The following is a 24,243-nucleotide window of genomic DNA, read 5'->3' as shown; positions in this document are numbered from 1 at the left end:
AATGATTAACCTTCCTAAATCATCTTACTGTATTGTTTAATAGCACGACGTAAACTCTCTAGTTCTTTTTCAGTTTGACCGCTCGCAATAGCGTCCCTAAAGGTATGGTCGGCATGAGCTTCCAATAAAATCTGACTAATCTTTTGTAATGCAGATCGTGAAGAGTTCAACTGAACAATCACCTCGTCATAAGGCCGCTCGTCAATAATCATGTTTTTTATCCCGCCAATTTGACCTTCAATACGATTCAGGCGTTTAATTATACTCTCTTTGCTGTGATCTGGATGATGTGTCATAAAACGCCTCCTACAGAATCTTGTCCATCAAACTCTAAAATCTTTCCTAATACACTTAAGTCTGAGGCAGTCATTTCATAAAAGATAGCGATATGTACATTGTCAGTATAATGCTCATATTTCCATGGGTATCGCATGGGTATCGGTAAGAGACTGCTCCTAGCTGTCGTTTGATAGTAGCGTCTAATCCAGTTTCTTCCTTCACTTCGCGTATGACGGCTTCCTCTAATCGTTCACCTTCTTCTAAACTACCTCCGCACAAATCATAGCGATTCGTATTAAGAAAATATAGATTTTATTCCACTTTACTTTTAAATCACCACATACAAACCAACACTAATAATTACTAGAATCATACCCGCTAATAAAAACAGCGGTGGCATTAAACTACCTGCGTGACGTTCGACATAGTTTTGTTGGGGGTTATTTGGATTATAATAAACGGTCAGTCTTGAGCCAATGGGGAAATGACTTTCTAAGGGATTCATAGAGACGTATCTATTTCGTTTGATCCGGAACGTTTTATCAAGTGGATCACCTATTACAACTGCCTCCTTATGAAAGCTTGTAGATGTGACCCTATCATTCCGGTAACGAAGCTTGGATCGATAGGTTTTACAATCAACCTCAAAAGCAACAATCGGTGGTCCACCGCCATTACCATTGTAGGAATAGCCAACGACTTCTCCTTGAATTTTTCTAGTCGCTCCTCTTTCAATAGCTCGATTATTAGACCAAAGCCAAACGGCAATACTAATAAATAGCATTGCTAATAATAACAGAAACATGACCACGAGTTAGATCATATCTTGTGTTGTCATTTTTATTCACCTTCTAACCATTTAAAGCTATCATATGGCTCCCTTTATTTCATTGAAACGGATTATAAAAACGACTGCCATTTTGCGGGGAATTTCATGGGTTAAATTATAAATATTGAGTTGCGGATTTACGCTGAGAGCTACCCCATACATGGCACTAACAGCGCCATCTGCCAAACCAAAATCCGTCTGTAAAACCAATTGTTTATTCACTTGTTTAATTCCTCCTTTATTTTTTCTCGACAAAAAAACCACGTCATACCGAATAAACGGTAAGGACGTGGTTAGCTAACGTGGTACCACCTTACTTTTCAAGCTGCTCGCACAAACTTGACTCAGTAAGTCATCATCGAACATGACTTTAGCAGGTTAACGACTGCCATTTCGTTACTAGCTTGTTTATCGCACCACTCACTAGTAAAACTCTGAGACCATGGTTCAATAGTTCATTTTGCTTCTTTCCACCAGCGGAAGCTCTCTCGTAAAATTGCACTATTTACTTCTTCTCTTCATCGTTTTCACATTTAATTTTAATCAATTATACCCGATGCTATTGTGGAAAGCAATATGCTTTTAGTTTTAATTCGAATAAAAAATATTTAGTTGTCTCAATTAAGCTTTCAACTGTTCAATAACCGCCTGAGTAAACTCAGTGGTCGTAGTCGTGCCGCCTAAATCTGCCGTGACCGTACCCGCGTTCATGACAGCCTCACAAGCTTCCTCAATCTGATCTGCAATGTCATGGAAACCGAATGACTGTCTTAACATCAATGCTGCTGATAAGATCATCGATACAGGATTGGCAATATTTTTACCAGCTATATCAGGAGCAGAGCCATGGATTGGTTCGTATAAGGACACCCCAGATTCACTATGGCTAGCACTTGGTAAGACGCCCAACGTTCCCGGTAAAACAGATGCTTCATCACTTAAAATATCGCCAAATAGATTCTCTGTGACAATAACATCAAATGATGTCGGTTTTTGGACAATCAACATCGCTGCTGCATCCACATACAAATGCGATACCGCTACATCTGGGTAATCACTGGCAACGTCTTCCACTGTTTTCCGCCACAGCTTACTTGCCGCGAGGACATTGGCTTTATCAACAGATACTAATTTTTTCTGACGTGATTGCGCAATGTCAAATGCTGCTCGGACAATCCGCTCGATCTCATAACGTTGGTAACGGCTCGTATCATACGCTTCTTCTGCACTCAAGTGGCGCGGTTCACCAAAATAAATCCCGCCTGTCAATTCACGAACGACCACAAAATCTGTGCCACTAACAATCTTTTCTTTCAAGGGTGAAAAAGGCAATAACGCATCAGAGACACGTATAGGGCGAATATTAGCAAATAAGTTTAAGGCTTTTCGTAACTGCAACAGGCCTTGTTCAGGGCGTTTCTCTGCATCATCCCATTTCGGTCCACCAATGGCTCCTAATAGAATTGCATCTGCCTCTTGGCAGGCCACTAATGTCTCTTGTGGCAAGGGATCACCTGCTTGATCAATACCTGCTCCACCGAATGGGTAGGCAGTAAATTCGAACGTGATGTCTGTTTTCTCAACTGCTGCTTGTAAGACGGCAATGGCACTCGACATGATTTCTGGTCCAATACCGTCTCCTTCTAGAACAACGATTTTTTTAGGCATATTAGGCTCCTCGCTTTGCTTTTAAAATACCACTCGCTTGAACATAAGCTTTTGCACAGGCTTGTAGAACGTCAAAGTCCACGCCAATACCATTGACCTGTTCCTTAGTCGCTTCGTCTTCAATCGTGACACGTACTTCTGCCTGCGCATCTTCACCACTAGTTAATGCTACAATCTTGAAGTGTGTTAAGGTTGGATGCTGACTGAAAACATGGTCAATTGAATTGTAAATGGCTTGAATACTTCCTGATCCAACGGCAGAAGCCACTTTTTCTTGACCTTCTGTATCTTTAATAGAAACAATTGCACCTTGATGGCCATTTGAAACATACTGCAATTGCACAGCTTCCAAGTGGTAGGCTTCATCGCCTGAACGAACTTGATCAGCAACTAGTGCCAACAAGTCTTCGTCAGTCACTTGTTTCTTTTTATCAGCCAAATCCTTGAACCGCTTGAAGAGTGCATTTGTTTCTTCTTCGGTTACGGTATAACCGAGTTCTGCCAGTTTCGTTGTAAAGGCATGGCGTCCCGATAGTTTACCCAGCGGCAAAGCATTGTTATGCACACCAACCAATTGTGGGGTAATAATTTCATAGGTTTCTGGATTTTTCAGAACACCATCTTGATGAATACCTGATTCATGAGCGTAGGCATTGCCGCCAATAACTGCTTTGTTACGTGGAACAGCCATACCAGACAAACGTGAAACCAAGTCACTCGTTCGTTTGGTTTCATTCAACACAATGGATGATTCACACTGGTAATGGTCTTTACGAATGTGAAGAGCAATCGCCACTTCTTCTAGCGCTGTATTACCCGCCCGCTCTCCGATACCATTAACCGTGCCCTCGACTCGATTAGCGCCATTTTCAATCGCTGCAAGCGCATTGGCAGTCGCCATACCCAAATCATCATGACAATGGGAAGAGAAAATAATCTCTTGATCACTCTTAATATTAGAAATAAGAAAGGCAAACAGTTCCCCATATTCCTTGGGATTAGAATAGCCGACTGTATCGGGAACATTAATAATAGTCGCACCCGCATCAATCGCCGTTTGAACAGCTTCTAGCAAAAAGTCACGGTCAGAGCGTGTCGCATCTTCTGGTGAAAACTGAACTTTTTCAAACAAACTGCGTGCATGAGAGACATGTTCCTTAATAGAAGCGATCACCTCTTCTTTAGTCATCTTCAGCTTATCGCGCATATGGATATTACTGGTCGCTAGAAAAACATGAATTTGTGGGAATTTCGCTTCTTTCAACGCTTCATAAGCACGGTCGATGTCTTTCTTTTGACATCTAGCTAATCCCGCAACAGTCATTGTAGTTGCAGCTTTTGCGATTGCTTGAACCGCTTCAAAGTCCCCCTGAGAAGTAATTGGAAAGCCAGCTTCAATCGTATTGATTCCCCATTTTTCTAGTTGCAAGGCAATTTGAACTTTTTCCTTCGTATTAAAGTTAACCCCTGGTGTTTGTTCGCCATCTCTTAGGCTCGTATCAAAAAATTGAATCTGTCTCATAGTATTCTCTCCTCATTTTCTCATTTATTTAGAATAAAAAAATAGCACTGCGTCAAAGTGTAATTACTTTAAGCAATGCTAAGCAGACCCTTTAGTTATCCGTTTTTAACGTCTAATAAAGTGTCTGCTAGTTTAATAATAAGTTTTCGAAAGTTTGTGTGGTTTGTTTTATCATTAGAATCACCTAATCAAATTTTAATCGTTTTAAGCAATTTAACCTAAATGTTGCTGATTGTCAATCCTATCGGTGTTTTTTTTAACAATAGTCCTAATAATCGTCGGAAGTTATTAATTTACTAGCAGAAAATGGTATACTTGAACAGATAAATTAAATGGTATAGGAGATTGAGCAATGGGAATTAAAGCGATTGTCCTTGATATGGACGGAACATTACTAACATCTGAAAAAAAAATTTCACCAAAAACAAAAGAGGCATTGTTAGATGCGCAAAAAAATGGCCTGAAAGTAATTCTAGCATCCGGTCGTCCTACTTTAGGAATGTGGGAAGCAGCTCGTGAACTAGAACTAGCAGAAAATAATGGCTTTATTTTGTCATATAACGGATCAATGGTAACTGATTGTACAACAAACGAGGTTTTGTTTAACCAACCAATGTCGATTGAAACAGGTCAAGCGATGTTAAATCACTTGAAGCAGTTTGATGTTATTCCAATGATCGTGAAGGATACACATTTATTTGTAAATGATGTTTACAACTTTATCGACGGAATGCTAGATGAGCCTTTCAATGTTATTAAATACGAAGCAGAAATTGGAACGTTTAAGTTGTGTGAGATGGACGATTTAGCAACCTTTGCTGATTTCCCACTGAATAAGATTTTAGTTGCTGGTCATCCAGACTATTTAGAAGCGGTACATAAAGATATCCATACACCATTTGCTGACACAGCAACAGGCGTATTCTCTGCACCATTCTATTTTGAATTAACAGCTAAAGACATTAGTAAAGCTCATGCATTACATACGGTTTTAGCTAGTAGCGGCATTACAGCTGAAGAGGTCATTTCCTTTGGAGACAGCCAAAACGACCGCTCTATTATTGATTACGCTGGTATCGGCGTTGCGATGGGGAACGCCACTGATGAAATTAAAGGCGCAGCTGACCACATTACGCTATCAAATGACGAAGACGGTATCGCCGTTGCGCTTGAAAAATTTTTATAGGATATTAAAAAAGCCATCCAAAAATTGGATGGCTTTTTCTGTTTGATTAATTTCAGAGAATTTTTTTCTTAAACGTTACAAATCCGTCCTACTTTCTACTTATTTTTGAAGGTATAATCTTGCATCTCTAATTCTTTAATCCCTAATAATACTAATCCTTGGTAATAATCATCTTGAAAATCTTCTGAATTGGTTATCACTACTTCTTTTCCATAAGAAAAGACCAGCGGCAGATTTTCTTTAATCGTCTCTAACTCAATTCTTCTCATTACACTAGCCTTCGTATATAGAATCAGTTCATTCGGGTCATACATTGTTATAACTGTTTGAACAATTTGTTCACAAATGTACGTTAAGTTCGATTTCTCAGACAAAGGAAAGGTGAGATCATTAAAAACAGGTAGATGTTGAGTTTCACCACTCAGTCCAGTACTCCCATGATATATATAATCATCAAAAACTAAGGCTGTTCCGGGAGGATAGTGTTCTGGAAAGTATAAGCCAGAAACGATGATCGAATCTGGCTTTGCTTTAGTATGCTTATAACCAAAGACGGCAGCATTAATGTCGTTTTCGATGATTACAGGAAGTGCAAATCGCTCTTCAATTTTTTTATGTAAGATTATCCCCTTCATTGTTTCCGCATCAACTACTGTTAAGATACTAGACATATCCATTCCAGGTAACCCAATAGAAATCATTTTTATATTAGGGAACTTACGACAGTATGACTGAATACAACTTTCAATTGAATCCCAGTCTGTCAGCTGCAAAATATCCTCTTCGCAAGCCAAGCGATCACCATACAAATTAACGACAGATACATGGGTTTTAATTTCTTTATCCTCTTCAATGTAGAGCATGACTAAACACAACTGATGATTTTGGTTAAGTTGATAAACAGCTGCTCGGCGTCCACCCGTTACAATCGGATTCGTCATCTCCAACACCTCTCCGCCTTCAACCATTTCGGGAATCAGTTTATTGATCGTTACCACACTTAACCCACTTTGCTTCGATAATTGATTTTTCGTCATTGGTTGACGCTCTTCTTTTAAAATGCGTTTTAAAAAATGAATATTATGTTGCTTAACATGTGATGGACCGTACGAATACATAGCAAACCTCTCTTTTTATTACATTTACATTAGAATAACAGAAATAATTTAGATAATCATCTTTATTAATAACCTTTATGATGATAGAATAACTTTATTAAACGATGGAGGATGTTATCTTGTTAAAAAGTGAAAAAGAAAAGATGATTGCTGGCGAATATTACCGACCAGCTGACCCTGAATTAGCAACAGACCGTAAACAGGCACGAGCAAACATGAAAGCGATTAACCATTGCGACGCTAATGATCAACGTACAGCATTGATTAAAAATAGTTTTGGAAGTAGCGGTGAAGATGTGTATATCGAGCCAACGATTGCTTTTGACTATGGTTATAACATCCATGTCGGTGAGCACTTTTATGCAAACTTTAATGCCACACTACTAGATATTTGTCCCATTCGCTTTGGCAATAATTGTATGCTAGCTCCAAATGTTCAATTATATACAGCAACCCATCCTCTCGACCCTCTTGAACGAAACAGTGGTGTGGAATTTGGTAAGCCAATTACAATTGGAAATAATGTGTGGATTGGCGGTGGTGCGATTATTTTACCAGGTGTGACCCTGGGGGATAATGTCGTTGTTGGAGCCGGCTCAGTTGTCACAAAATCATTCCCGAATAATGTCGCTATTGCAGGAAATCCTGCGCGAATTATAAAAGAAATCGAGGTATAAGAAATGAAAATTGAGCATATTGGGTTATGGGTGAAGGGTTTAGAAAAAACGAGAGAGTTTTATAACCGCTATTTCGATTCAGTAAGCAATGAAATCTGATTGAACTAATGGCGGACTATGAATAGACTAAGGAGCGATACTCTCATGGGTAAAAATAGTATTAGAGAAAAAAACAGAACTCTTATCCAGCGAACGTTGTTCCAGCACAAGCGTATGTTCGCTTCAGATTTAGTTAAGGAAACAGGGATTAGTATGGTAACCATTAACTCTCTTTTAAAAGAATTAATGGAGTCTGGTAGCATTTACGAAGGTGAATTAGTCCAACGTGATATTGGTCGCCCTGCGATTGAATATCACTTTAACGATAACTATTCTCACGCCCTCCTTTTGGCGATATTGGAAAAAAATGGTCAGTTGGTATTAAAAGTCGAGTGTGTGGATTTAAATGGTACTGTTTTAGCTAAAGACGAATTTGGTTTTAACCATAAATCTTTGAATGATTTTTTAGATTTGTTGAGTGCTTTGTTGAAAAACCATCCAAATGTTGAACGAATCGGTCTGTTATTTCCAGGCAAAGTTCACGATGGTATCATCCAATCTGGTTACGGCGTCGTCTTTGATGGCTGGCCAATCGTTGAAGCAGTCAAGATAGTGACCGATTTGCCTTTCTATGTCCAAAATGATGCTCATCTCGTTACCATTGGCCATTGCATTCAGAATAAGATTCCTTTTGATGAAACGGTTGTCGGCATTTATTACCCAAATACAAGTATGCCCGGCGTTACTATCTTCACCAATGGTCAACTTTTAGAAGGGCATCTATCGCTAGCTGGTGAAGCAAAGTACCTGCCCTTCCTCATTGATGCCAAGCCACCGCAATCAACCGATGAGCATATTGAGCGCCTGACTCAATTAGTCGGCATTTATAACGTAGCGATTGCACCTCACCGTTTTGTTTTATCTTCCAATTATTGGGAGATTGGAAAAGTAGTCGATCAATTAAACAACCATCCCGATATTTCTAGACAGCCTAATCGGACTGACTTTGAATATGTTACAGATTATGAAGCTGCCATGTCTTTAGGCTTACGCTGGCTCATTTATCAAGATACTCCTTTTCATTTATCCGTTTAAAAAAAGGAATGCAGAACGCTTTTGAAGCGCTCTGCATTTCTTTTTAGATTAGGTGTACGATACAGCAGATTTTCATCTCTTTTTTAGCCAATAATCGCATCTCGTGTGACATTAACGAAAGACACTTCTACCATGTCATAATGGTGGTGAACGACTGAATACTCAACTGGTGTGCCTTTTTCTAAAAACATTACTTTTACGACCTCTAAGACTGGATCATCTGTTCGACAATCGAGATGAGTTTGGTCTTCTTGATTAGGTTTGACTGACCGTTAATTGGCGGTTATCACCAAAAACAATGCCCAATTCATGCTGCATATAATCATACAAAGATTGGCTGAGAACTTCGGTTGTAATGTTTGGTACCAGCTTTATGGGGATAATCGTATGTTCCAAAGAATAAGGCTTATCATCGAGAATACGCAGTCTTGCAATTGCGTAAACTGGTTCTTCTTGAGAGATGCTTAATTGCACTGCCTCTTCTTCATCTGGAAAACGAACATTGAAATCTAAAACGTGTGATTTCAAATCTAGGCTATCACCAGCAGCTGCTGTCAGGCCAATGTTTTGACCAATCTTAATACTCTTTTCAGCTAGGCGAACAGCATTCTTTTTAACATAAGTTCCCGATCCTTGAATGGTATAAACTAACCCTGCGATACTCAATAAATCCAGAGATTTTTTAATTGTCATCCGGCTCGTTTCAAATTCCTCTGCCAATTCTTCCTGATTAGGCAAGCGATCATCCACATGATAGAATCCTTTTTTGATTCGTTTTCTAAGTTCATTTGCGATTTCTTTATATTTAGCCATTATAAACACCACTTATCCATGCAAGTTATGATTTGTATTTACAAATCAATTCTTGTTCATTGTACATAGACAAGTGGTGGATTCTATTTATATTCTTGGTCTGCCACTTCTAAGAAGCGGTTGTTAATCATCTCCTCATACCAGTAAGCCGATTGTTTTTTTATTCGGTTTCGATTTTCCAAATCAATGCGGACAAGGCCATAACGATTTTTGAAAGCGTTCATTTTTAAATCATGTTGCTAGGATCTAACCATTTTTGAAGATTTTCTTTAGTTGCATAGTTCAATGAAACTGCAGCCTCTTCTAAATTGGTTCCTTCTTCAAGAGCTTTATGAGCAATTTCAGCTGCTTTTTCGTAGCCAATATGAGGCGTCAGTGCTGTCACTAACATGAGTGATGACGAAACCAAGTCTGCCATACGATTTTCGTTAACGACTAAGCCTTGAAGGCATTTTTCTCTAAACGATTGCATGCCGTCTGCTAATAAGGTGACCGATTGCAGGAAGTTATGAATAATGACTGGTTTATAAACATTCAACTCAAAATTCCCTTGGCTAGCTGCCATTTGAATGGTGGTATCATTTCCCATAACTTGTGTCACAACCATAGTCAGTGCCTCTGCTTGGGTTGGATTCACCTTGCCCGGCATAATAGAGCTACCCGGTTCATTACTTGGCAATGTTAATTCACCCAAACCACTACGGGGACCACTTGCTAGCCAACGAATATCATTCGCAATCTTCATCACATCACCTGCCAAGGCGCGCATCGCACCATGAACGTAACTAAGTGGTTGATGGCTTGTCAGTGCAAAGAACTTATTGGCCTCACTTGTTAAAGGTAAACCAGTTAGATTAGCCAATTCTCGGGAAACGCTGTCTCCGAATTCTAACGAAGCGTTAATAGCTGTTCCAACAGCTGTTCCGCCAATAGCAAGAGGGCTGATTGATGCTAAACTTGTCTGAATAGCAACCAAACTATGTTCAATCATACTCTTCCAGCCACTCACTTCCTGTCCAAAGGTTAAAGGCGTTGCATCCTGTAAGTGAGTTCGTCCAATTTTGACTGTTTTTAGATAGCGATTTTCTAAACCGCCTAGCTCGTTTATCCAAGCCGCTAATTCTGGTAATAAATCTCTTGCAACAGCTTGATAAGCCGCAATGTGCATAGCCGTTGGAAAGACATCGTTAGAACTTTGCGATAAGTTAACATGGTCATTCGGATGAATCGGCGCTTCATCGGATGAAGCTAGGTGGGCAATCACTTCATTAACATTCATATTCGTTTGAGTTCCACTACCCGTTTGCCATAAACTAAGTGGAAACTGATCCGCGTAATCGGATAAATCAGCTAATAACTGATCTGCTACATTCTGAATCGCTTGTGTCTTTTCGGTTGAAAGTTTCCCTTCTGATTCATTGACCTTTGCACAAGCTTTTTTGATATAAATTAAGGCTTCAACGACTCTCAAGGGCATTTTTTCTGATCCGATATGGAAATTTTCTAAACTTCTTTGCGTTTGTGCTCCCCATAAAGCTGCTTCTGGCACTTTAATGTCACCCATCGAATCGCGTTCAATCCGGTACATTAAAGCCCCTCCTTTAGTGTCGCAACATTACTCTCAATAGCGGCTTGAGCCACATAGCGAGCCACTTGTTCCGCTACTTCTTTATTTAGTGCATCTGGAATCACATAATCTTCACGCAGTTGCTCTTCTGGAATCATATCGGCAATGGCTTGAGCAGCAGCAACTTTCATCGCCTTGTTGATGGTGATTGCACGTACAGACAGAGCACCTTTAAAAATACCAGGGAAAGCCAGTACGTTGTTAATTTGGTTTGGAAAATCTGAACGTCCAGTCCCCATCACACGAACACCAGCTTCTTTCGCTTCTTCATACATCATTTCAGGAATCGGGTTCGCCATAGCAAAAATAATGGCATCGGCATTCATTGATTGTACCATTGGTTGGCTGACGATCCCCCCAACAGATACCCCAATTAAAATGTCAGCACCCTTCATAGCATCCGCTAAATCACCAGTTATTTGTTCAGGATTAGATTTTTGAGCTAATACTTTTTTATGATCATCCATTGGCTCTGGACGATTCCCTGCTAGAATACCATGTTCATCACAAATAATAGCCTTACCAATTCCCATCTCCATTAACATGTTAATAATGGCTGTTCCAGCAGCACCAGGACCATTCAAAACCACCGTTACATCAGCTAACTGCTTACCGACTAGTTTTAAACTATTCATAATACCAGCCGCAACGACAATCGCTGTTCCATGTTGGTCGTCATGAAAAACAGGAATCGGCAATAGCTCATCCAAACGCTTTTCAATCTCAAAGCAACGTGGTGACGAAATATCTTCTAAATTAACGCCACCAAATGTTGGGGCTAGTAATTTTACGGTTTGAACGATTTCCTCAGGATCTTTCGTATCTAAACAAATCGGAAATGCATCCACACCTGCAAATTCTTTAAATAAAATGGCCTTGCCTTCCATAACTGGCATAGCCGCCTCTGGTCCAATGTCACCTAAACCTAAAACAGCCGTCCCATCCGTTACAACAGCGACTAAATTCCCTTTAGATGTATAGGTATATGCTTGTGTCACATCCTCAGCAATTCTTTTACACGGTTCTGCGACTCCTGGTGTGTAGGCAAGAGCCAAGTCTTCTCGACTATTAATCGTTACTTTACTTTCAACGGAAATTTTTCCTCTTTTTTCTTGGTGCAACGCTAAACTCTTCTCATCTGTATTCATTGTTCCACACCTTTCTATCAATCAGATTAGAATAAAGGAAGAGACCTCTCATGTATTTTACCAGAGGTCTCCACATAAATGTATGAATGGTTAAGAGAAAGTGTTTTTTATTTCTTCAACCATTTTCTTAGCTCGGTCTGCTTGCATTTGTGCTAAATAGCTAGATAAACCGACATAGTTTCGAGGATCAATCATCGCTTTTACTTCCTCAGTCGTGAATTCACTTGAAATCAACGGATTAGCTATGAGGTTTGTATAGAAATCTTCTCCCTCTGCAGCTGTTTTCATGGCGATATCATACATTAAGGAATGGGCTTTATCTTTTCCAAGCTTGCTAGCTAGCTCCATCATGACATGCTCACAATTATCTAGGCTAGCGTTACGTAGCGCATTATGTAACATCCGATCTGGGTGAGGAACCATCGTTCGCGTAAGCTCTTCTGTCCTTAAAAGAATTTCTGTCGTTAATTGCAATACTTCTTCTAAGATACTATCAAACAACATGTACGAACTACTATCAGCTTCATAAGGTCTAACTGCTGAATACATACCGACTCCAGGTAGTGAGTATAACTTTTGTGAGTCAGCGACAATACCTTTAGCTAATTTTGGGTTTATTTTATGAGGCATCGTGCTACTACCAACTGTTCCTTTTTTAAACCCTTCTGATACTTCTCCAATTTCTTCAAGTGTTGTACTGTAGACCTCTTCACCAATCTTATGACAACAATTGGCTAACAAAATAGACTTTGCGACTTAAGTCATGGAAAATGACCTCAGTCATAACAAACACGATAGGACGTTAAAAAAAACGTCCTATCGTGTTTGCGTTGTTTCAAGTACTCATTGTTGAAAATCATACTGCCACATCTGCCATGGTTTTTTTGTTGGCGGAAGTGATCGCACTTTAATGGGTTCATTTTTTACAGGGTGGTCGAGTATGAGCGTGTGTGCCCACAAGGCGATTTGTTCCCCGATTTTGCTCAGTTTAGCCCCGTATTTTTGATCGCCAAAAATAGGATGCCCAATTGCTGATAATTGAACACGAATTTGGTGAGGCCTGCCGGTTTGCAACTGGATTGCAAGTAGGCTCATTCCTTCTTTGCTTTCTAGCCATTCATAATCTAGAATAGCTTTTTTCCCTTTCGGATGATTGGCATCAACAACAGCTACTTGGTTTCGTTTACTGTCTTTGTGTAGATAGTGAATAAGCTGCCCTTTTTTCTGTCTAGGCTTTCCATGCACAACGGCTAGATACTTGCGTTCAACCACCTGTCGTCGCATCATATCTGACAACCGCGATGCTGCTTTAGAGGTTTTTGCAAATACCATAGCACCACCGACTGGACGGTCGAGACGATGAACAAGTCCCAAGTAAACATTACCTGGTTTTCGGTAACGGTCCTTGATGTCTTCTTTTAAAAGTGTGAGCACGTCTTTATCGCCACTCGCATCTTCTTGAACTGGAATATTAACTGGTTTTTCTACCAATAAAAGATGATTATCTTCATATAATATTGGTACTTTCATACAATCCTTCTCCCTTAGGCATAATGTATCTATCATAACATGAATCTAGAGCTTTTCCCTGTCCCTTTCAACAATCTTGGCTAGGGCACTAAAATTAATATTAAGAAATGGCTGACGCTATTTAAAAAAATGGATTAGAACGGTATCATAGTTATAAAATGAACGAAAAAAATACCGAGAATCGATAATAGTATATAAAGATGGGACTGTTCTAATTTTGAAGAGAAAAAAAATGCGGAATAGGAAACGAAAACAGAAATTTGGTAAAAAACTTCTTATTTCATCAATCTGTATCAGTGTGTGCTATTACATTGCTGAAGAAACGACTTTACTTTTCCCAAATGATAAAGCGGTAGTAGAAGGTGTCGTTGAAGGTCCGGATCCTCAAGCAAATGCCGTTGATCAGCAAAATGATGATTTTATTGAAACGGTAATCGAGAGTGACTCGGCCTTAATTGATTTGTCAGCGGTAAACAGTAGCGGTGTTGTCTTAACTCGGCTAAATGATGAAACAGTCATTGCGTCTAAGAATCCTGACCAAGTTCTCTATCCTGCTTCTTTAACAAAAATAATGACGGTTATTACGGCGATTGATTTGATTGATGACCTAAACGAGGATGTGGTAATGGAAGAGGTCTTCTTTGATGGTTTGTTTGAACAAGAGGCTGCTATTACCGGTTTTCTTGTGGATGAGGTCGTCACTTACAATGACCTTTTATACGGTGCTATCCTTCCTTCTGGCGCTGATGCTTGCTTAGCCTTAGCATACAAACTGGCCGGTTCTGAAGAAAAATTTGTTGCCTTAATGAATCAAAAAGCTGGTGAACTCGGTTTAAGCCACACTCGATTTAGTAATGTTACTGGCTTGCATGATAAAAATAATTATTCATCTGCTAAAGATTTGAGTGTCTTGCTGGAATATGCACTTGAAAATGACGATTTTTATAGAGTCTTTACGACTATTGACTATCAAGTTGAGCCAACGAATATGAATCCATACGGGATTTATTTAGTGAATTCTGTTTTTCGTCATGGTGAGCAATATCCTAAAATGCTGGATTACATTATTGGAGCTAAAACGGGATTCACAGAAGAAGCTGGTGTTTGTTTAGCGTCTCTAGCTATTATTAATGATGAACCTTACATTTTAATTACCCTTGGTGCTGGTGCCCAAAAAGCTGGTCCAGATTATGTCGATATTGTTGATCCGCTACATGTTATGGATGCCATCGCCATTTATTCGCAGCTAGAAAAGTAATGAATCATGAAGCTAATGTTTAATTGCTCGAGCTTCACTCTGTTTCTACCTATGTAGTGGTTGTTGGAGGAACTTCAGAGGAATTTTTGACGCTGATCATCCTTGAAATGCCAATTCGAGGAACTTCAGACATTTTTTTCGTGCTGAACTTCCTTATCCAAGCTTTTTAAATTTAAGAAAAGCGGACAAGTCCGCCTTGGCCTATGAAAAAATAGGAAATTTGACCCTGAATTGTCAGGAGACTTCACGCTTCAGCGGGTTAGCCGAATGATATGCGTTAGCGAGCAGCGAAGCGCGCAATGGGGCAAATTTATCTTTTTTTCACTAGGTCAGGACTTGGGAGCTAGACATTGGTGGCTGAACTTATAATCCCCTAGTCTACAAAAAAACCAGCTGGAAAGATTCCCAGCTGGTTTATTAATTATGCTTTTACCGTTGCGCTTGAGACTGCATCTACTGTTGCGGTTGGTGCTTCTGGTTTGTTGTCATTAGCGGATGCTCCTGACACAGCGTCAACTTCTCCGTGACTATCTTTTTCAGATGCGCCTGATACAGCATCCACATCGCCGACTAGTTTTTGGCCGGTTTGTTTCAAGTACCAATCAATAATTGGTTTGAAATCAAGGATGTATTCATTAATGCCTTTATAATTTCCTTCTTTGTCATACATAGCTTGGTAGTTGTGAACAACGTATTTGTCGGGTCCATGAGTTGGCACATTAACGCGAACGGCATCCGTTGCGCCGGAGCGTAACTGTTGAATAACCCAAGCCACACTGTTGTGCTTTCCTTCTGGATGGCATTTCGCCAATGGGTTTCCTGCTTGTCCAGGAGTCCGAGACGCCAACATGTCTTCTGCCTCTTTAGTATGGTTATAGTATAGGAATTGGTTGTTATGGTCAGCGTAAGTGAGTTCCATCGGCATAGACGCCAAGAAATAATTCAATTGATCAACTGTCAAAATACCGCGATCGAGCTTCACATAAGTGTTGCCTTCTACTGCATTTACCTTTTTAGCAGCTTGCTCCACCCAATCCTCTGCGTACATATCGACACCTTCAATGGTCGTATCAATTTTGCCAGTCGCATAAAGATCTTCTTGAGCTGGCGTTGGTTCTTCTATTGAAGAAACAAGAGCCACAAACTTAACAAATTTTTCTAGCGTTCCTTTTAAAAATTGAACTGTTCTAGCATCTTTTAAATTGTCATTTTCATCAAAAGCTTCTTTCACTTTGCCCAATAAAAATTCATTTCCTGGCAATACCATAGCGTTTACGCCTGGTGCATCAAGAATCTGGCGCAAATGAAGCTGCGCACGAGATGAGCCTTGATCATAATAAGATGCTCCGACAATCATTACCGGTTTGTCCTCTAAGGGATGAATTTTAAATGATAGCCACTCTAACAAGCTTTTTAGACCAGCTGGAATGGTATGATTATGCTCCGGTGTCGCAATAATAACCCCATCTGCTGCCAAAATTTTATTGTGAATATTTTGAATGACTGGGCTGTCTGTTTGGTCATCACTCTGATTAAACATCGGAACGTCCGTTATTTCTAGAATTTCAAGCTCAAATAGTGATTGGAATTGCTTCTTAATATATGTTAACAATGTACGATTATAAGATACTTCTGCGTTTGATCCAACGATACCAACTAATTTCATCCTAATAGTCCCCTTTTCTTAAATAGTTTCCCATTTGAAATTTTCTGCTTCTTTTTTCTTAATCGCATGCGCATGATTCAAATGATTAGTGATTTCAACAAAGGTTAAGAAATCTTCAAACAAACCGTCTAATTTCTCAACTTGTTCTTGATCTAACAACTTGCCATCTTGGTCAAACGCTTGTAACGAATGACTTAACAAAAACTCTGAACTCGGCATAATTCGCGCTTTTAATTCAGGTGAATCTAAAATTTGGCGTAAGTGCATTTGAGCGCGAGACGAACCAAGGACACCATAAGAGGCACCCGTTATCATCACTGCCTTATCCACAAATGGGAAAATCCCATAAGATAACCAGTTCAAGGCATTCATTAGTGACGCCGGCACTGCATGATCGTATTCAGGTGTTGAAATAATGACACCGTCTGCCTGATCAATTTTTTCTGCCAACGCCAACACTTCTGCTGGCAGGTCACTACCTTCTGGCTTGTTAAAAACGGGCAGGTCCTTAATTTCAACGACGTCTATGTTTACCTTTTCAGAAAAATGATTTTTCATAAAATGGAGCAGTTGACGGTTTGTTGATTGTTCTGAGTTTGTTCCTACGAGACCGATAAATGTTTGCATAGTTGTTTACTTCCTTCCATGGTTGGTTATTTTGAATATAAAACGTGACCGTTTTGGGTGATGACAATGCCATCAATATCGTCCAACTGATTGAGCGTGTCGATAATGGTTTCTGATTGGTGGCCGTACAAGCGCGTGGTCCAAATCTCCCCATCGATAGACTGTTTCGATCGAATCGTTAGACTGGCGACATCCGTTTGGGTTGGGTAACCGGTTTTTGGATTAAAGATATGGTGATAGGTTTGATTGTCTTTTTTAAGGCTTCTTTCGTAAATGCCCGAAGTTACCACCGATTGATTGGCTATATCAAGAACCGTCACGTAATCGTTGCGATTTTTCTGTGGGTCTTGAATCCCAATTCGCCACTTCTCAGCCTGGCCCTGTCTGACAGGACCTAAACCAACAACATTACCGCCTAAATTAATGAGTGCTGCTGTTACACCAGTAGTTTTCAGAAAATCGACTAATAAATCTGCCATATATCCTTTGGCTAAGCAACCGAGATCAATTTTCATGCCGCTTTCCTTTAAAAAAACCGTTTGTTCTTGGTCATCTAGGATAATATGATGAGGGTTCGTTAGTCTTAAGAGCTCATCAATTTCGGCTTGCGAGGGTACTTTGGCATCTTGAAAACCAATTCGCCATGTTTGAATCAAGGGACCGATCGCAATATTTAAATGACTATCGTCTGCGCAACTATGGTATTTCCCGATTTTAATCAGGTCATATAGTTGGGGATGGACGACTACTGGTCTTTGGCCAGCTTGATGGTTAATCGCCATGAGTTCTGAATCGTGACGATTGGCGCTAAAGCGGTGCTCATAGACCCTTAATCGCTCAATGGTATCAGCCATAATTGGGTCAGGATTGTCATGTTCAATGAGTAAATCAATGACCGTCCCCATCATATGGATGCGTTCTTTCTTCTGTATCATTGTGATTCCTCCAGCGACGCTTCCATTTGAGCCAATTCCTTCAGAGCAATTTTATTACGGTTAATTTTAGAATAAGCACGCGCATCATAAATACGTTCTAATAATTTTTGCTTAGGCTCACCTTCTACAATGGCATTTTTCGCACGCTGTAAGGCTGCTCTTGCTAAATAATACGTCACGTGATTATCTGAACAAATCGAAACAGCATATTCCAAGAGTGCATTACTGATTTCAAGTTCATTAATTTCTGCGTAAAAGACACCACATTGAAAAACAATGTTCAAGACACGCCACGTATCTGACATTTCCTGTGTCGGGTAGCTATAAATCTTTTCTTGAACTTTGTTGAAATAAAATTCTGCTTTTTGACGATCACCTTCCCTAGCATAAACCATTCCGGTTCCGGTGTAGGCTAGCAGTCGAAAAATGGAGAGGTCATCAGTCGTTTCTTCTAGAAGAATCTGATCGAATAAAAATAGAATATCCATCACTGGCTGGTTTTTAAAAATCATCACAAAGCCTCTTAAGTAGTGATAGCGCATGATTAAGCTGTTATCATCAACTTCTTTACCGACAATTGTCTGAAGGAGATCAGCTGCTTGATCAAATTCACTCGTAATTAAAAAGAACTCTGCCTGATTCATTTTTTCAATTGTTTCAGAGTGCTTAACGCCTACTTTTGGAAATAGTTCACCTAAAGGGAGATTGAGTCGATTACATAGCTGTATCAGAATTTTTAGATTAGGGACGTGACCATTATTCTCAAACCGACTAAGAGTCGCTTGCGTACAAATCCCCTCCGCTAATTCGTTTTGAGATAAGCCACTGGCCTTCCTAGCCAAAATAAAACGTTCAATATTCATTAGCTCCCCCTTTTATTGTGTCTATTTTCACAAGTTTTAACATGTTTGATTATACGCCTAATAAATTCGCTCGTCAATGAAATATATAAAATTTTATATACGATTTGTGATTTGATGATTAATTTTTTATATGATGTCATCGTAAATAAAAGAGGTTCAAGCAAAATTAGATGCTTGAACCTCTTTATTAACAACGGACATACTTACGTTTAAACCCAATTCTGCCCTTTTCAATTTCTTTTTGGATACTCTCGTATGCATTGAGGACAAGCGGCTTTTTATTTGGCCGATTGACTTCAATGGTACCAATTGTTTGAGCGACTTGAATCGCTTCTTGATGCAGTGGCTGGTACGATAGACCAACCGTATAAACAAAATTATTCATGGATGCTTTTGTCCGTTCCGGAGCTGTCTGAATATCAGTTGCAACTTTCCTAAGCAGTCCATCTAGCTTTTCTTTAGAAAACTCATGGTCTTTTCGTCTTCCTAAAAGCCAACAATAACAGCTCCAACCGGCAGACATTTTCAAATCGTCTCCTGACATAATCCATTTATCTGCAACCCCTTGAGCTAATGGTGATTCAGACAAGGTGACGGCTACAACAAAATCTGACAGCATATAAAAATAAGCCTGATCAATCCAACGATCAAAGTCTGCTTCTGTCATGGCAATAGGATCTGCAATCACTCCAGCGAAGTACATCGCATCATAATTACCTGTTGCATACAACTCTTCTGATAGCTGCTGATCTATTTTTATTTGTTTGGATAACGGCTTCATCGCACCTGTCGCGACACCAAAAACGGGTTCGTGGGCACCATTAGACAGGTACATCTTCTTCATCCGTTCTTTTCCTAATAGGGCTAATTCTTGCATGACTTCTTCGATATCCATAGCGACACTCCTTCTGAAGGTTAATGATTATTCAGCGTCAAAACTAAAGACATAGCGATGGCCTTGCGTTAAGCTATGATAAAATCCTTCTCCCTTATAGAGTTGGAAAACTTGTGCCCCTTGACGATCCGATTCATTGGGATAAACATGTTGCACATATGGATTGTCTTTCAACACTTCTTGTAGGTGCTCTTTACCAATTTGGCGTATTTGTCCTTCAATACGAATCACTTGAATCAAGTAACCCTCTTCAGACATAGCTGTTAGCGCAACATTTTGATTATGCTGGAGTTGTTTATAGAAGTCAGTTCGTGGATGCGTCATGAAAAACACACCATTTTCGTTAGCAACTCCGATGTTTGCGTGACGAGCATGAGGTTTATTATCTTCATCAACAGTTGCAAAAACAGCAACTTTCATTTGATCTTGCAAAATTTGCATAATAGTTTCAATATTCATTTGGATACTCCCTTTTGCTTCTTGATAATATCATTATATCACAGGCCTATTTTACTTTTCACCATTATGTGCTTTTTGTCACAATTTTATTTTTTTCGTAAAGTATTGACCCTAACCTTACGTCATGGTTTATAGTAAGGAAGAAAGGAGAGAATCAGATGAAAATAAAAGAAGTTGCTCAATTAACCGGTGTTAGCGTCCGTACCTTGCATCACTACGATGCCATTGACTTACTTAAGCCAGACCAACTGACCGAAGCAGGTTATCGCTTGTATTCAGATACAAACCTCCTGCGCCTGCAGCAAATTCTCTTTTTTAAGGAACTTGGTTTTCCTTTGAAAGAAATAAAAGATATTCTTAATCAACCCGATTTTGACCGGCAAGACGCATTAATATTGCAACATCAGATGCTGCTGGACAAGCAAAAGAAGCTGGCGCAGATGATTGAAACCATTGAAAAAACAATAGAAGCAGGAAAAGGAGAGAGACAAATGAGTAAAGAAGAACAATTTAAAGGCTTTGATTTTAAACATAACCCTTACAAAGAAGAGGCCCGGAAGCGTTGGGGAAACGATGCAGTCGACCAAGCCAATCAAAACGTGAGTAAGATGACGGCAACAGATCAAGATCGATTCAATCAAATCTTCCGTGATTTGGCTGAAGTTCGTCATTTAGACCCGGCTTCTAAACAAGCTCAAGAGTCGATTGAAAAGTGGTATCTCCATTTACAGTCGATTGCGACTTATTCTCTTGAAGCATTTAAGGGATTAGGTCAGATGTATGTAGACGATGATCGTTTCAGAAAAAATATTGATCAATTTGGTGATGGATTGGCGCTATTTATGCGCGATGCCATGGCTATCTACGCTGATAACCATCAATAAAAATCAGGGGACTGGGAAATAACTAGCCTTAAATAAAAAAAGCGTAATGAAATAATCATAATTCTGATTGTTTCATTGCGATTTTTATTTTTCACTGGATTTTTGTAAAAAGCTTCCGCTTTTCTTCTAGCCTCAAGGGCTAGTTTTGTAAGATTCATGCTCATAAGCATGATCCCGATGTCATTATGAACGGCTTGCTTGCCTCTGACATGAGTTCTGCGCATGCCAAATACACCTTTCATACGACCAAAAACAGTTTCTACGTCGATTTTTCGTTGTGCGTAGATTTCTTTTCCACGATCGCTCTCAAGGCTTTCTTTTACATGCTGCTTGAAGTATTCCCAGTTATAGTTGACCGCTGTCTGGCGCTGGGCACCTTTCGGTGTCTTGGCTAATTGATTGCGCGACTCGTCCTGTTGTTCCACATCAGCCTTGTATACTTTAAATTGTCTTTGAAAACCATTCTTATCATTTCGCGTACTGTAATGCGAGAAACTAAAGCGTACACCGTCTAAATCTGTATAGGCATCCTCGATCTCGTCATAATCCCAGTTATAGCGGTGTTTAGGATTAGAGCGATAGGCTTTAGTGTTTTCTTTATGATACATGCCGTATGGGATGAGCGGAACCTTACCAAAGGTATCCAGAACCGCCTCGTAATTTTCTTCGCTGCCATAACCGGCATCTGCAGCGATATACGTGAATAAATCCAACGTTTGAATGGATTCCAAAAAAGGGATAAACGTGCGTGTATCCGTCGGATTTGAAAAAATATCATAGGCGATGACAAACTGATTGCTCGATGCGACCTGAAGATTATAGCCCGGTTTCAACTCACGGTTCTTCATCGGATCTTCTTTCATGCACATGAACGTTGCGTCCGTATCTGTTTTAGAGAAACTGTTTCGGTCTTCAAATGTGGCGTTTGCTTCTTCATAGCGTTGCTTACGCGGTAAGAAATCTTTTTTACATTTATTCCGGTATTTTTTGAGGATGCGACGACGTCGCTTCTGTTCCGAACCACCTTTAGGAACCACTTTTTCTTCTGTAATCGCAGCTTCGACGGCCACAAGTTCCTTGTCGAGAGAACCGATTATTTCTTTAATACCTTCTGCTGTTTTCAATGTCTCTTCCGATAAAGCGAGGTTTACTTTTGCTTGGACGAGTTCATCATACAATTTCGAAACGTTATCATTGAGTTTTGCTTCATAGCGTTCGATTGCTTTCTTCCAAGTAAAACTATAAATATTTGCATCGGCTTGTATCTTCGTACCGTCGATATATAACGCATCTTCGTGAATCAAGCCGTTGTCACTCAAGAGTGTTGTGAAAAGAATGAAGGCATACTTAATAAGCTTTGATGCATGCTCGCTTGAACGGAAATTGTTGATTGTCTTGTAGCTAACAGAAGTGTCGCCTGTCAACCACTTCATGGGAATCGATTCTTCATTCATGCGTTCCATTTTGCGTCCGGAAAATGTGGTGCGGCTATAGGCAAATAAGCACATCTTCAAAAGCATCGCGGGATGAAAGGCAGGGCGACCTGTATGAGACGTCTCTTCCAGGAGAAATTCCGAAGGAATCGAATCGACGAAACGGCTGATGAGGCGTGCTTCGTGATCACTCGGGATTGTAAAATCCAATTGTAGTGCTAAGGCCGTCTCCATTGTGTTATAATTTTGATACATGGTGAGTCACTCCTTTGGTTTTTGGTCGTACTTAAATTATAAGGTATTTGGCTCACTATGTCTTTTAAAACAATAAAATCCCCAACTCCTTCAATTTAGAAAGAGTTGGGGATTTTCTTTATTCAGGGACTGAGTTTTTTCCCAGTCCCCTGATTTTTAATCTTGTGCTACTTTTTGGCGAAGGCGGCTGCGTTCAACGATTGTTTTTCGAATCATATCCTGCGGCTTAACAGCTTGGCTAACCTTCATTTTAACAATTTGCATCGCATGAGGAGCTGAACGGATACTTTCATCTTCTTCATTCCACATCTCGACTAGTAATTCTGGATGATGGCGCATGCCTGGTCCGTAAAATTCTAATTGGTCACCCACTTTGAAGAGATTCCGTTGTTGAATAGTCGCGATTTGGGTTGCTTCATCATAATCAAGCACTTGGCCGATAAATTTATAGCGAGGCTTGCGACGACGCTCTCCAAATAGTTGCTCATTCTCTGTCGGTTTGCCGTAGTAAAAACCTGTGGCTAGCTCACGCTGGGCTACTTTCCACAGTTCGTCCAACCACTCTTCTTGTAAAACGTAGTTGTCTGGATCTGCCATGTAAGCATCCAGTGCCTTGCGGTAAACATTAACAACGGTGGAAACGTAGTGGATGGACTTCATCCGACCTTCAATTTTCAAGGAATCTATACCGTTCTCAACAATGTCAGGAATGTGCTCAATCATTGATAAATCAACAGCACTCATCGAAAAGGCCTCGTCAATTCCTTCCTCGCCCTTGCCGACCATTTGGCGGTCACCGAGTGTTGGAAGGTCAAACAAACCGTATTTCCAACGGCAAGATTGGCAACAACCGCCACGATTAGCATCGCGGTCAGCCATATGGTTGGATAGGGTACAACGACCTGAGTAAGAAATACACATCGCTCCGTGAATAAAGGCTTCGATTTCTACGTCAGTATTGGCACGAATTTCTGCTACCTCAGCCATAGAAACCTCTCGACCGAGTACGCAACGGGTCAACCCTGCATCCTGCCAAAAGTTAAGTGTTTCATAGTTCACTGCCGATTGTTGGGTAGATAAATGGATATCAAGGCCAGGCGCATCTGCGGCACAAATCTGCATCAAAGCAGGGTCGGACACAATAACAGCATCGATGCCGATGTCCCGAATGGTGCGGAAGAAATCGCCTGCTCCAATTTGATCATTTTCGTGGGTTACCATATTAGCAGCCACATAAACTTTGGCACCTCTTTCATGGGCAAAGGCAACCCCTTCTGCCATTTCTTCAAAAGAAAAATTTCCTGCTCGGCTCCGAAGACCATAGGCGTCGCCACCAATATAAACAGCATCAGCACCATAGTGGATAGCTGTTTTTAATTTTTCCAAGGTGCCCGCTGGTGCTAGTAATTCTGGGCGTTTCATTGTTGTATTCATTAT

The 24,243-nt window shown here is 40.1% G+C and carries 24 protein-coding genes, 3 pseudogenes and 1 other annotated feature; of the genes and pseudogenes, 5 read left to right on the top strand and 22 right to left on the bottom strand.

What is annotated here, in order from left to right; translation table 11 throughout:
- Window positions 1–14: 14 nt before the first annotated feature.
- The 6 genes and pseudogenes from BW721_RS10165 to BW721_RS10140 form a co-directional block, all read right to left on the bottom strand.
- Entirely contained in the window at window positions 15–296 is a 282-nt protein-coding gene (locus BW721_RS10165; protein WP_076768359.1) for a metal-sensitive transcriptional regulator, read from the bottom strand.
- Window positions 297–366: 70 nt separating this feature from the next.
- A complete protein-coding gene (locus BW721_RS12345) occupies window positions 367–558 on the bottom strand; it encodes an NUDIX hydrolase (protein WP_076768358.1) in 192 nt (63 codons plus the stop codon).
- Between the two features lie 49 nt (window positions 559–607).
- Window positions 608–1,084, bottom strand: coding sequence for a DUF3592 domain-containing protein (locus BW721_RS10155; protein WP_156892241.1), 477 nt, complete (start codon window positions 1,082–1,084; stop codon window positions 608–610).
- A 120-nt stretch (window positions 1,085–1,204) separates the two neighbouring features.
- A pseudogene (locus tag BW721_RS10150) lies at window positions 1,205–1,330 on the bottom strand (SAM-dependent chlorinase/fluorinase); the annotation flags it as partial.
- Window positions 1,331–1,388: 58 nt separating this feature from the next.
- Window positions 1,389–1,639: a binding site (T-box leader), on the bottom strand.
- 90 nt (window positions 1,640–1,729) lie between these two features.
- Window positions 1,730–2,776, bottom strand: a complete 1,047-nt coding sequence (gene leuB / locus BW721_RS10145; protein ID WP_076768356.1) for a 3-isopropylmalate dehydrogenase — start codon at window positions 2,774–2,776, stop codon at window positions 1,730–1,732.
- A gap of 1 nt (window position 2,777) precedes the next feature.
- Window positions 2,778–4,298, bottom strand: a complete 1,521-nt coding sequence (locus BW721_RS10140) for a 2-isopropylmalate synthase (protein WP_076768355.1) — start codon at window positions 4,296–4,298, stop codon at window positions 2,778–2,780.
- Window positions 4,299–4,650: 352 nt separating this feature from the next.
- Here BW721_RS10140 and BW721_RS10135 point away from each other — a divergent pair, with 352 nt between their 5' ends.
- Window positions 4,651–5,484, top strand: coding sequence for a Cof-type HAD-IIB family hydrolase (locus tag BW721_RS10135; RefSeq protein WP_076768354.1), 834 nt, complete (start codon window positions 4,651–4,653; stop codon window positions 5,482–5,484).
- Window positions 5,485–5,579: 95 nt separating this feature from the next.
- Here the strand turns inward: BW721_RS10135 and BW721_RS10130 are convergent, their stop codons facing one another.
- Window positions 5,580–6,602 carry an ROK family protein gene (locus BW721_RS10130; protein WP_076768353.1) on the bottom strand — a complete coding sequence of 341 codons (1,023 nt, stop codon included), beginning with the start codon at window positions 6,600–6,602 and terminating at the stop codon, window positions 5,580–5,582.
- Window positions 6,603–6,706: 104 nt separating this feature from the next.
- Between BW721_RS10130 and BW721_RS10125 the strand changes: the two are divergent.
- Window positions 6,707–7,273: pseudogene (locus tag BW721_RS10125) on the top strand (sugar O-acetyltransferase); the annotation flags it as partial.
- Between the two features lie 150 nt (window positions 7,274–7,423).
- Window positions 7,424–8,413, top strand: coding sequence for an ROK family protein (locus BW721_RS10120; RefSeq protein WP_076768352.1), 990 nt, complete (start codon window positions 7,424–7,426; stop codon window positions 8,411–8,413).
- Window positions 8,414–8,496: 83 nt separating this feature from the next.
- On the opposite strand, the pseudogene BW721_RS12190 reads toward BW721_RS10120, so the two are convergent.
- From BW721_RS12190 to BW721_RS10090, 7 genes and pseudogenes are all read right to left on the bottom strand, one after another.
- Window positions 8,497–8,619: pseudogene (locus BW721_RS12190) on the bottom strand (GntR family transcriptional regulator); the annotation flags it as partial.
- 49 nt (window positions 8,620–8,668) lie between these two features.
- The gene (locus tag BW721_RS10115; protein ID WP_083686864.1) at window positions 8,669–9,226 is read right to left on the bottom strand and encodes a GntR family transcriptional regulator; all 558 of its coding nucleotides are present in this window, start codon (window positions 9,224–9,226) and stop codon (window positions 8,669–8,671) included.
- Between the two features lie 83 nt (window positions 9,227–9,309).
- Window positions 9,310–9,450 (bottom strand): family 1 glycosylhydrolase, encoded by a 141-nt coding sequence (locus BW721_RS11860; RefSeq protein WP_156892240.1) that lies wholly within the window; start codon window positions 9,448–9,450, stop codon window positions 9,310–9,312.
- 2 nt (window positions 9,451–9,452) lie between these two features.
- Window positions 9,453–10,814, bottom strand: coding sequence for a class II fumarate hydratase (fumC, locus tag BW721_RS10105; RefSeq protein WP_076768351.1), 1,362 nt, complete (start codon window positions 10,812–10,814; stop codon window positions 9,453–9,455).
- On the bottom strand, window positions 10,814–12,001 hold the full coding sequence (locus BW721_RS10100; protein ID WP_076768350.1) for an NAD(P)-dependent malic enzyme: 1,188 nt from the start codon (window positions 11,999–12,001) through the stop codon (window positions 10,814–10,816). The genes fumC and BW721_RS10100 overlap by 1 nt, the downstream gene beginning before the upstream one ends.
- Before the next feature lie 90 nt (window positions 12,002–12,091).
- The gene (locus tag BW721_RS10095) at window positions 12,092–12,742 is read right to left on the bottom strand and encodes a lyase family protein (protein ID WP_198031351.1); all 651 of its coding nucleotides are present in this window, start codon (window positions 12,740–12,742) and stop codon (window positions 12,092–12,094) included.
- 102 nt (window positions 12,743–12,844) lie between these two features.
- Window positions 12,845–13,531: an RluA family pseudouridine synthase gene (locus tag BW721_RS10090; protein WP_076768349.1), complete on the bottom strand. Its 687-nt coding sequence runs from the start codon at window positions 13,529–13,531 to the stop codon at window positions 12,845–12,847.
- A 232-nt stretch (window positions 13,532–13,763) separates the two neighbouring features.
- Between BW721_RS10090 and BW721_RS10085 the strand changes: the two genes are divergently transcribed.
- Window positions 13,764–14,789, top strand: coding sequence for a D-alanyl-D-alanine carboxypeptidase family protein (locus tag BW721_RS10085; protein ID WP_076768348.1), 1,026 nt, complete (start codon window positions 13,764–13,766; stop codon window positions 14,787–14,789).
- A gap of 421 nt (window positions 14,790–15,210) precedes the next feature.
- Here the strand turns inward: BW721_RS10085 and BW721_RS10080 are convergent, their stop codons facing one another.
- From BW721_RS10080 to BW721_RS10055, 6 genes are all read right to left on the bottom strand, one after another.
- Window positions 15,211–16,455, bottom strand: a complete 1,245-nt coding sequence (locus tag BW721_RS10080; RefSeq protein WP_076768347.1) for an NAD(P)H-dependent oxidoreductase — start codon at window positions 16,453–16,455, stop codon at window positions 15,211–15,213.
- Window positions 16,456–16,473: 18 nt separating this feature from the next.
- The gene (locus tag BW721_RS10075) at window positions 16,474–17,082 is read right to left on the bottom strand and encodes an NADPH-dependent FMN reductase (RefSeq protein ID WP_076768346.1); all 609 of its coding nucleotides are present in this window, start codon (window positions 17,080–17,082) and stop codon (window positions 16,474–16,476) included.
- 26 nt (window positions 17,083–17,108) lie between these two features.
- Complete coding sequence (locus tag BW721_RS10070; protein ID WP_083686862.1) at window positions 17,109–18,017, bottom strand: FAD:protein FMN transferase; 909 nt, start codon at window positions 18,015–18,017, stop codon at window positions 17,109–17,111.
- Window positions 18,014–18,880 (bottom strand): helix-turn-helix domain-containing protein, encoded by an 867-nt coding sequence (locus BW721_RS10065; protein ID WP_076768345.1) that lies wholly within the window; start codon window positions 18,878–18,880, stop codon window positions 18,014–18,016. The genes BW721_RS10070 and BW721_RS10065 overlap by 4 nt, the downstream gene beginning before the upstream one ends.
- Before the next feature lie 187 nt (window positions 18,881–19,067).
- Window positions 19,068–19,775, bottom strand: a complete 708-nt coding sequence (locus BW721_RS10060) for a DNA alkylation repair protein (protein WP_076768344.1) — start codon at window positions 19,773–19,775, stop codon at window positions 19,068–19,070.
- A 27-nt stretch (window positions 19,776–19,802) separates the two neighbouring features.
- Complete coding sequence (locus BW721_RS10055) at window positions 19,803–20,234, bottom strand: pyridoxamine 5'-phosphate oxidase family protein (protein ID WP_076768343.1); 432 nt, start codon at window positions 20,232–20,234, stop codon at window positions 19,803–19,805.
- Window positions 20,235–20,392: 158 nt separating this feature from the next.
- Between BW721_RS10055 and BW721_RS10050 the strand changes: the two genes are divergently transcribed.
- Window positions 20,393–21,118, top strand: a complete 726-nt coding sequence (locus BW721_RS10050; RefSeq protein WP_076768342.1) for a MerR family transcriptional regulator — start codon at window positions 20,393–20,395, stop codon at window positions 21,116–21,118.
- On the opposite strand, the gene BW721_RS10045 is transcribed toward BW721_RS10050, so the two are convergent.
- Complete coding sequence (locus BW721_RS10045; protein ID WP_076768341.1) at window positions 21,112–22,806, bottom strand: IS1182 family transposase; 1,695 nt, start codon at window positions 22,804–22,806, stop codon at window positions 21,112–21,114. The genes BW721_RS10050 and BW721_RS10045 overlap by 7 nt on opposite strands.
- A 156-nt stretch (window positions 22,807–22,962) precedes the next feature.
- On the bottom strand, window positions 22,963–24,240 hold the full coding sequence (locus tag BW721_RS10040) for a peptidase U32 family protein (protein ID WP_232222916.1): 1,278 nt from the start codon (window positions 24,238–24,240) through the stop codon (window positions 22,963–22,965).
- Between the last annotated feature and the right edge of the window lie 3 nt (window positions 24,241–24,243).

This window comes from Jeotgalibaca sp. PTS2502 (assembly GCF_001975685.1).
Classification (GTDB): Bacteria; Bacillota; Bacilli; order Lactobacillales; family Aerococcaceae; genus Jeotgalibaca; species Jeotgalibaca arthritidis.
Note: the sequence above shows the minus strand (reverse complement) of the source record. Positions and strands in the feature narration are given on the sequence as shown.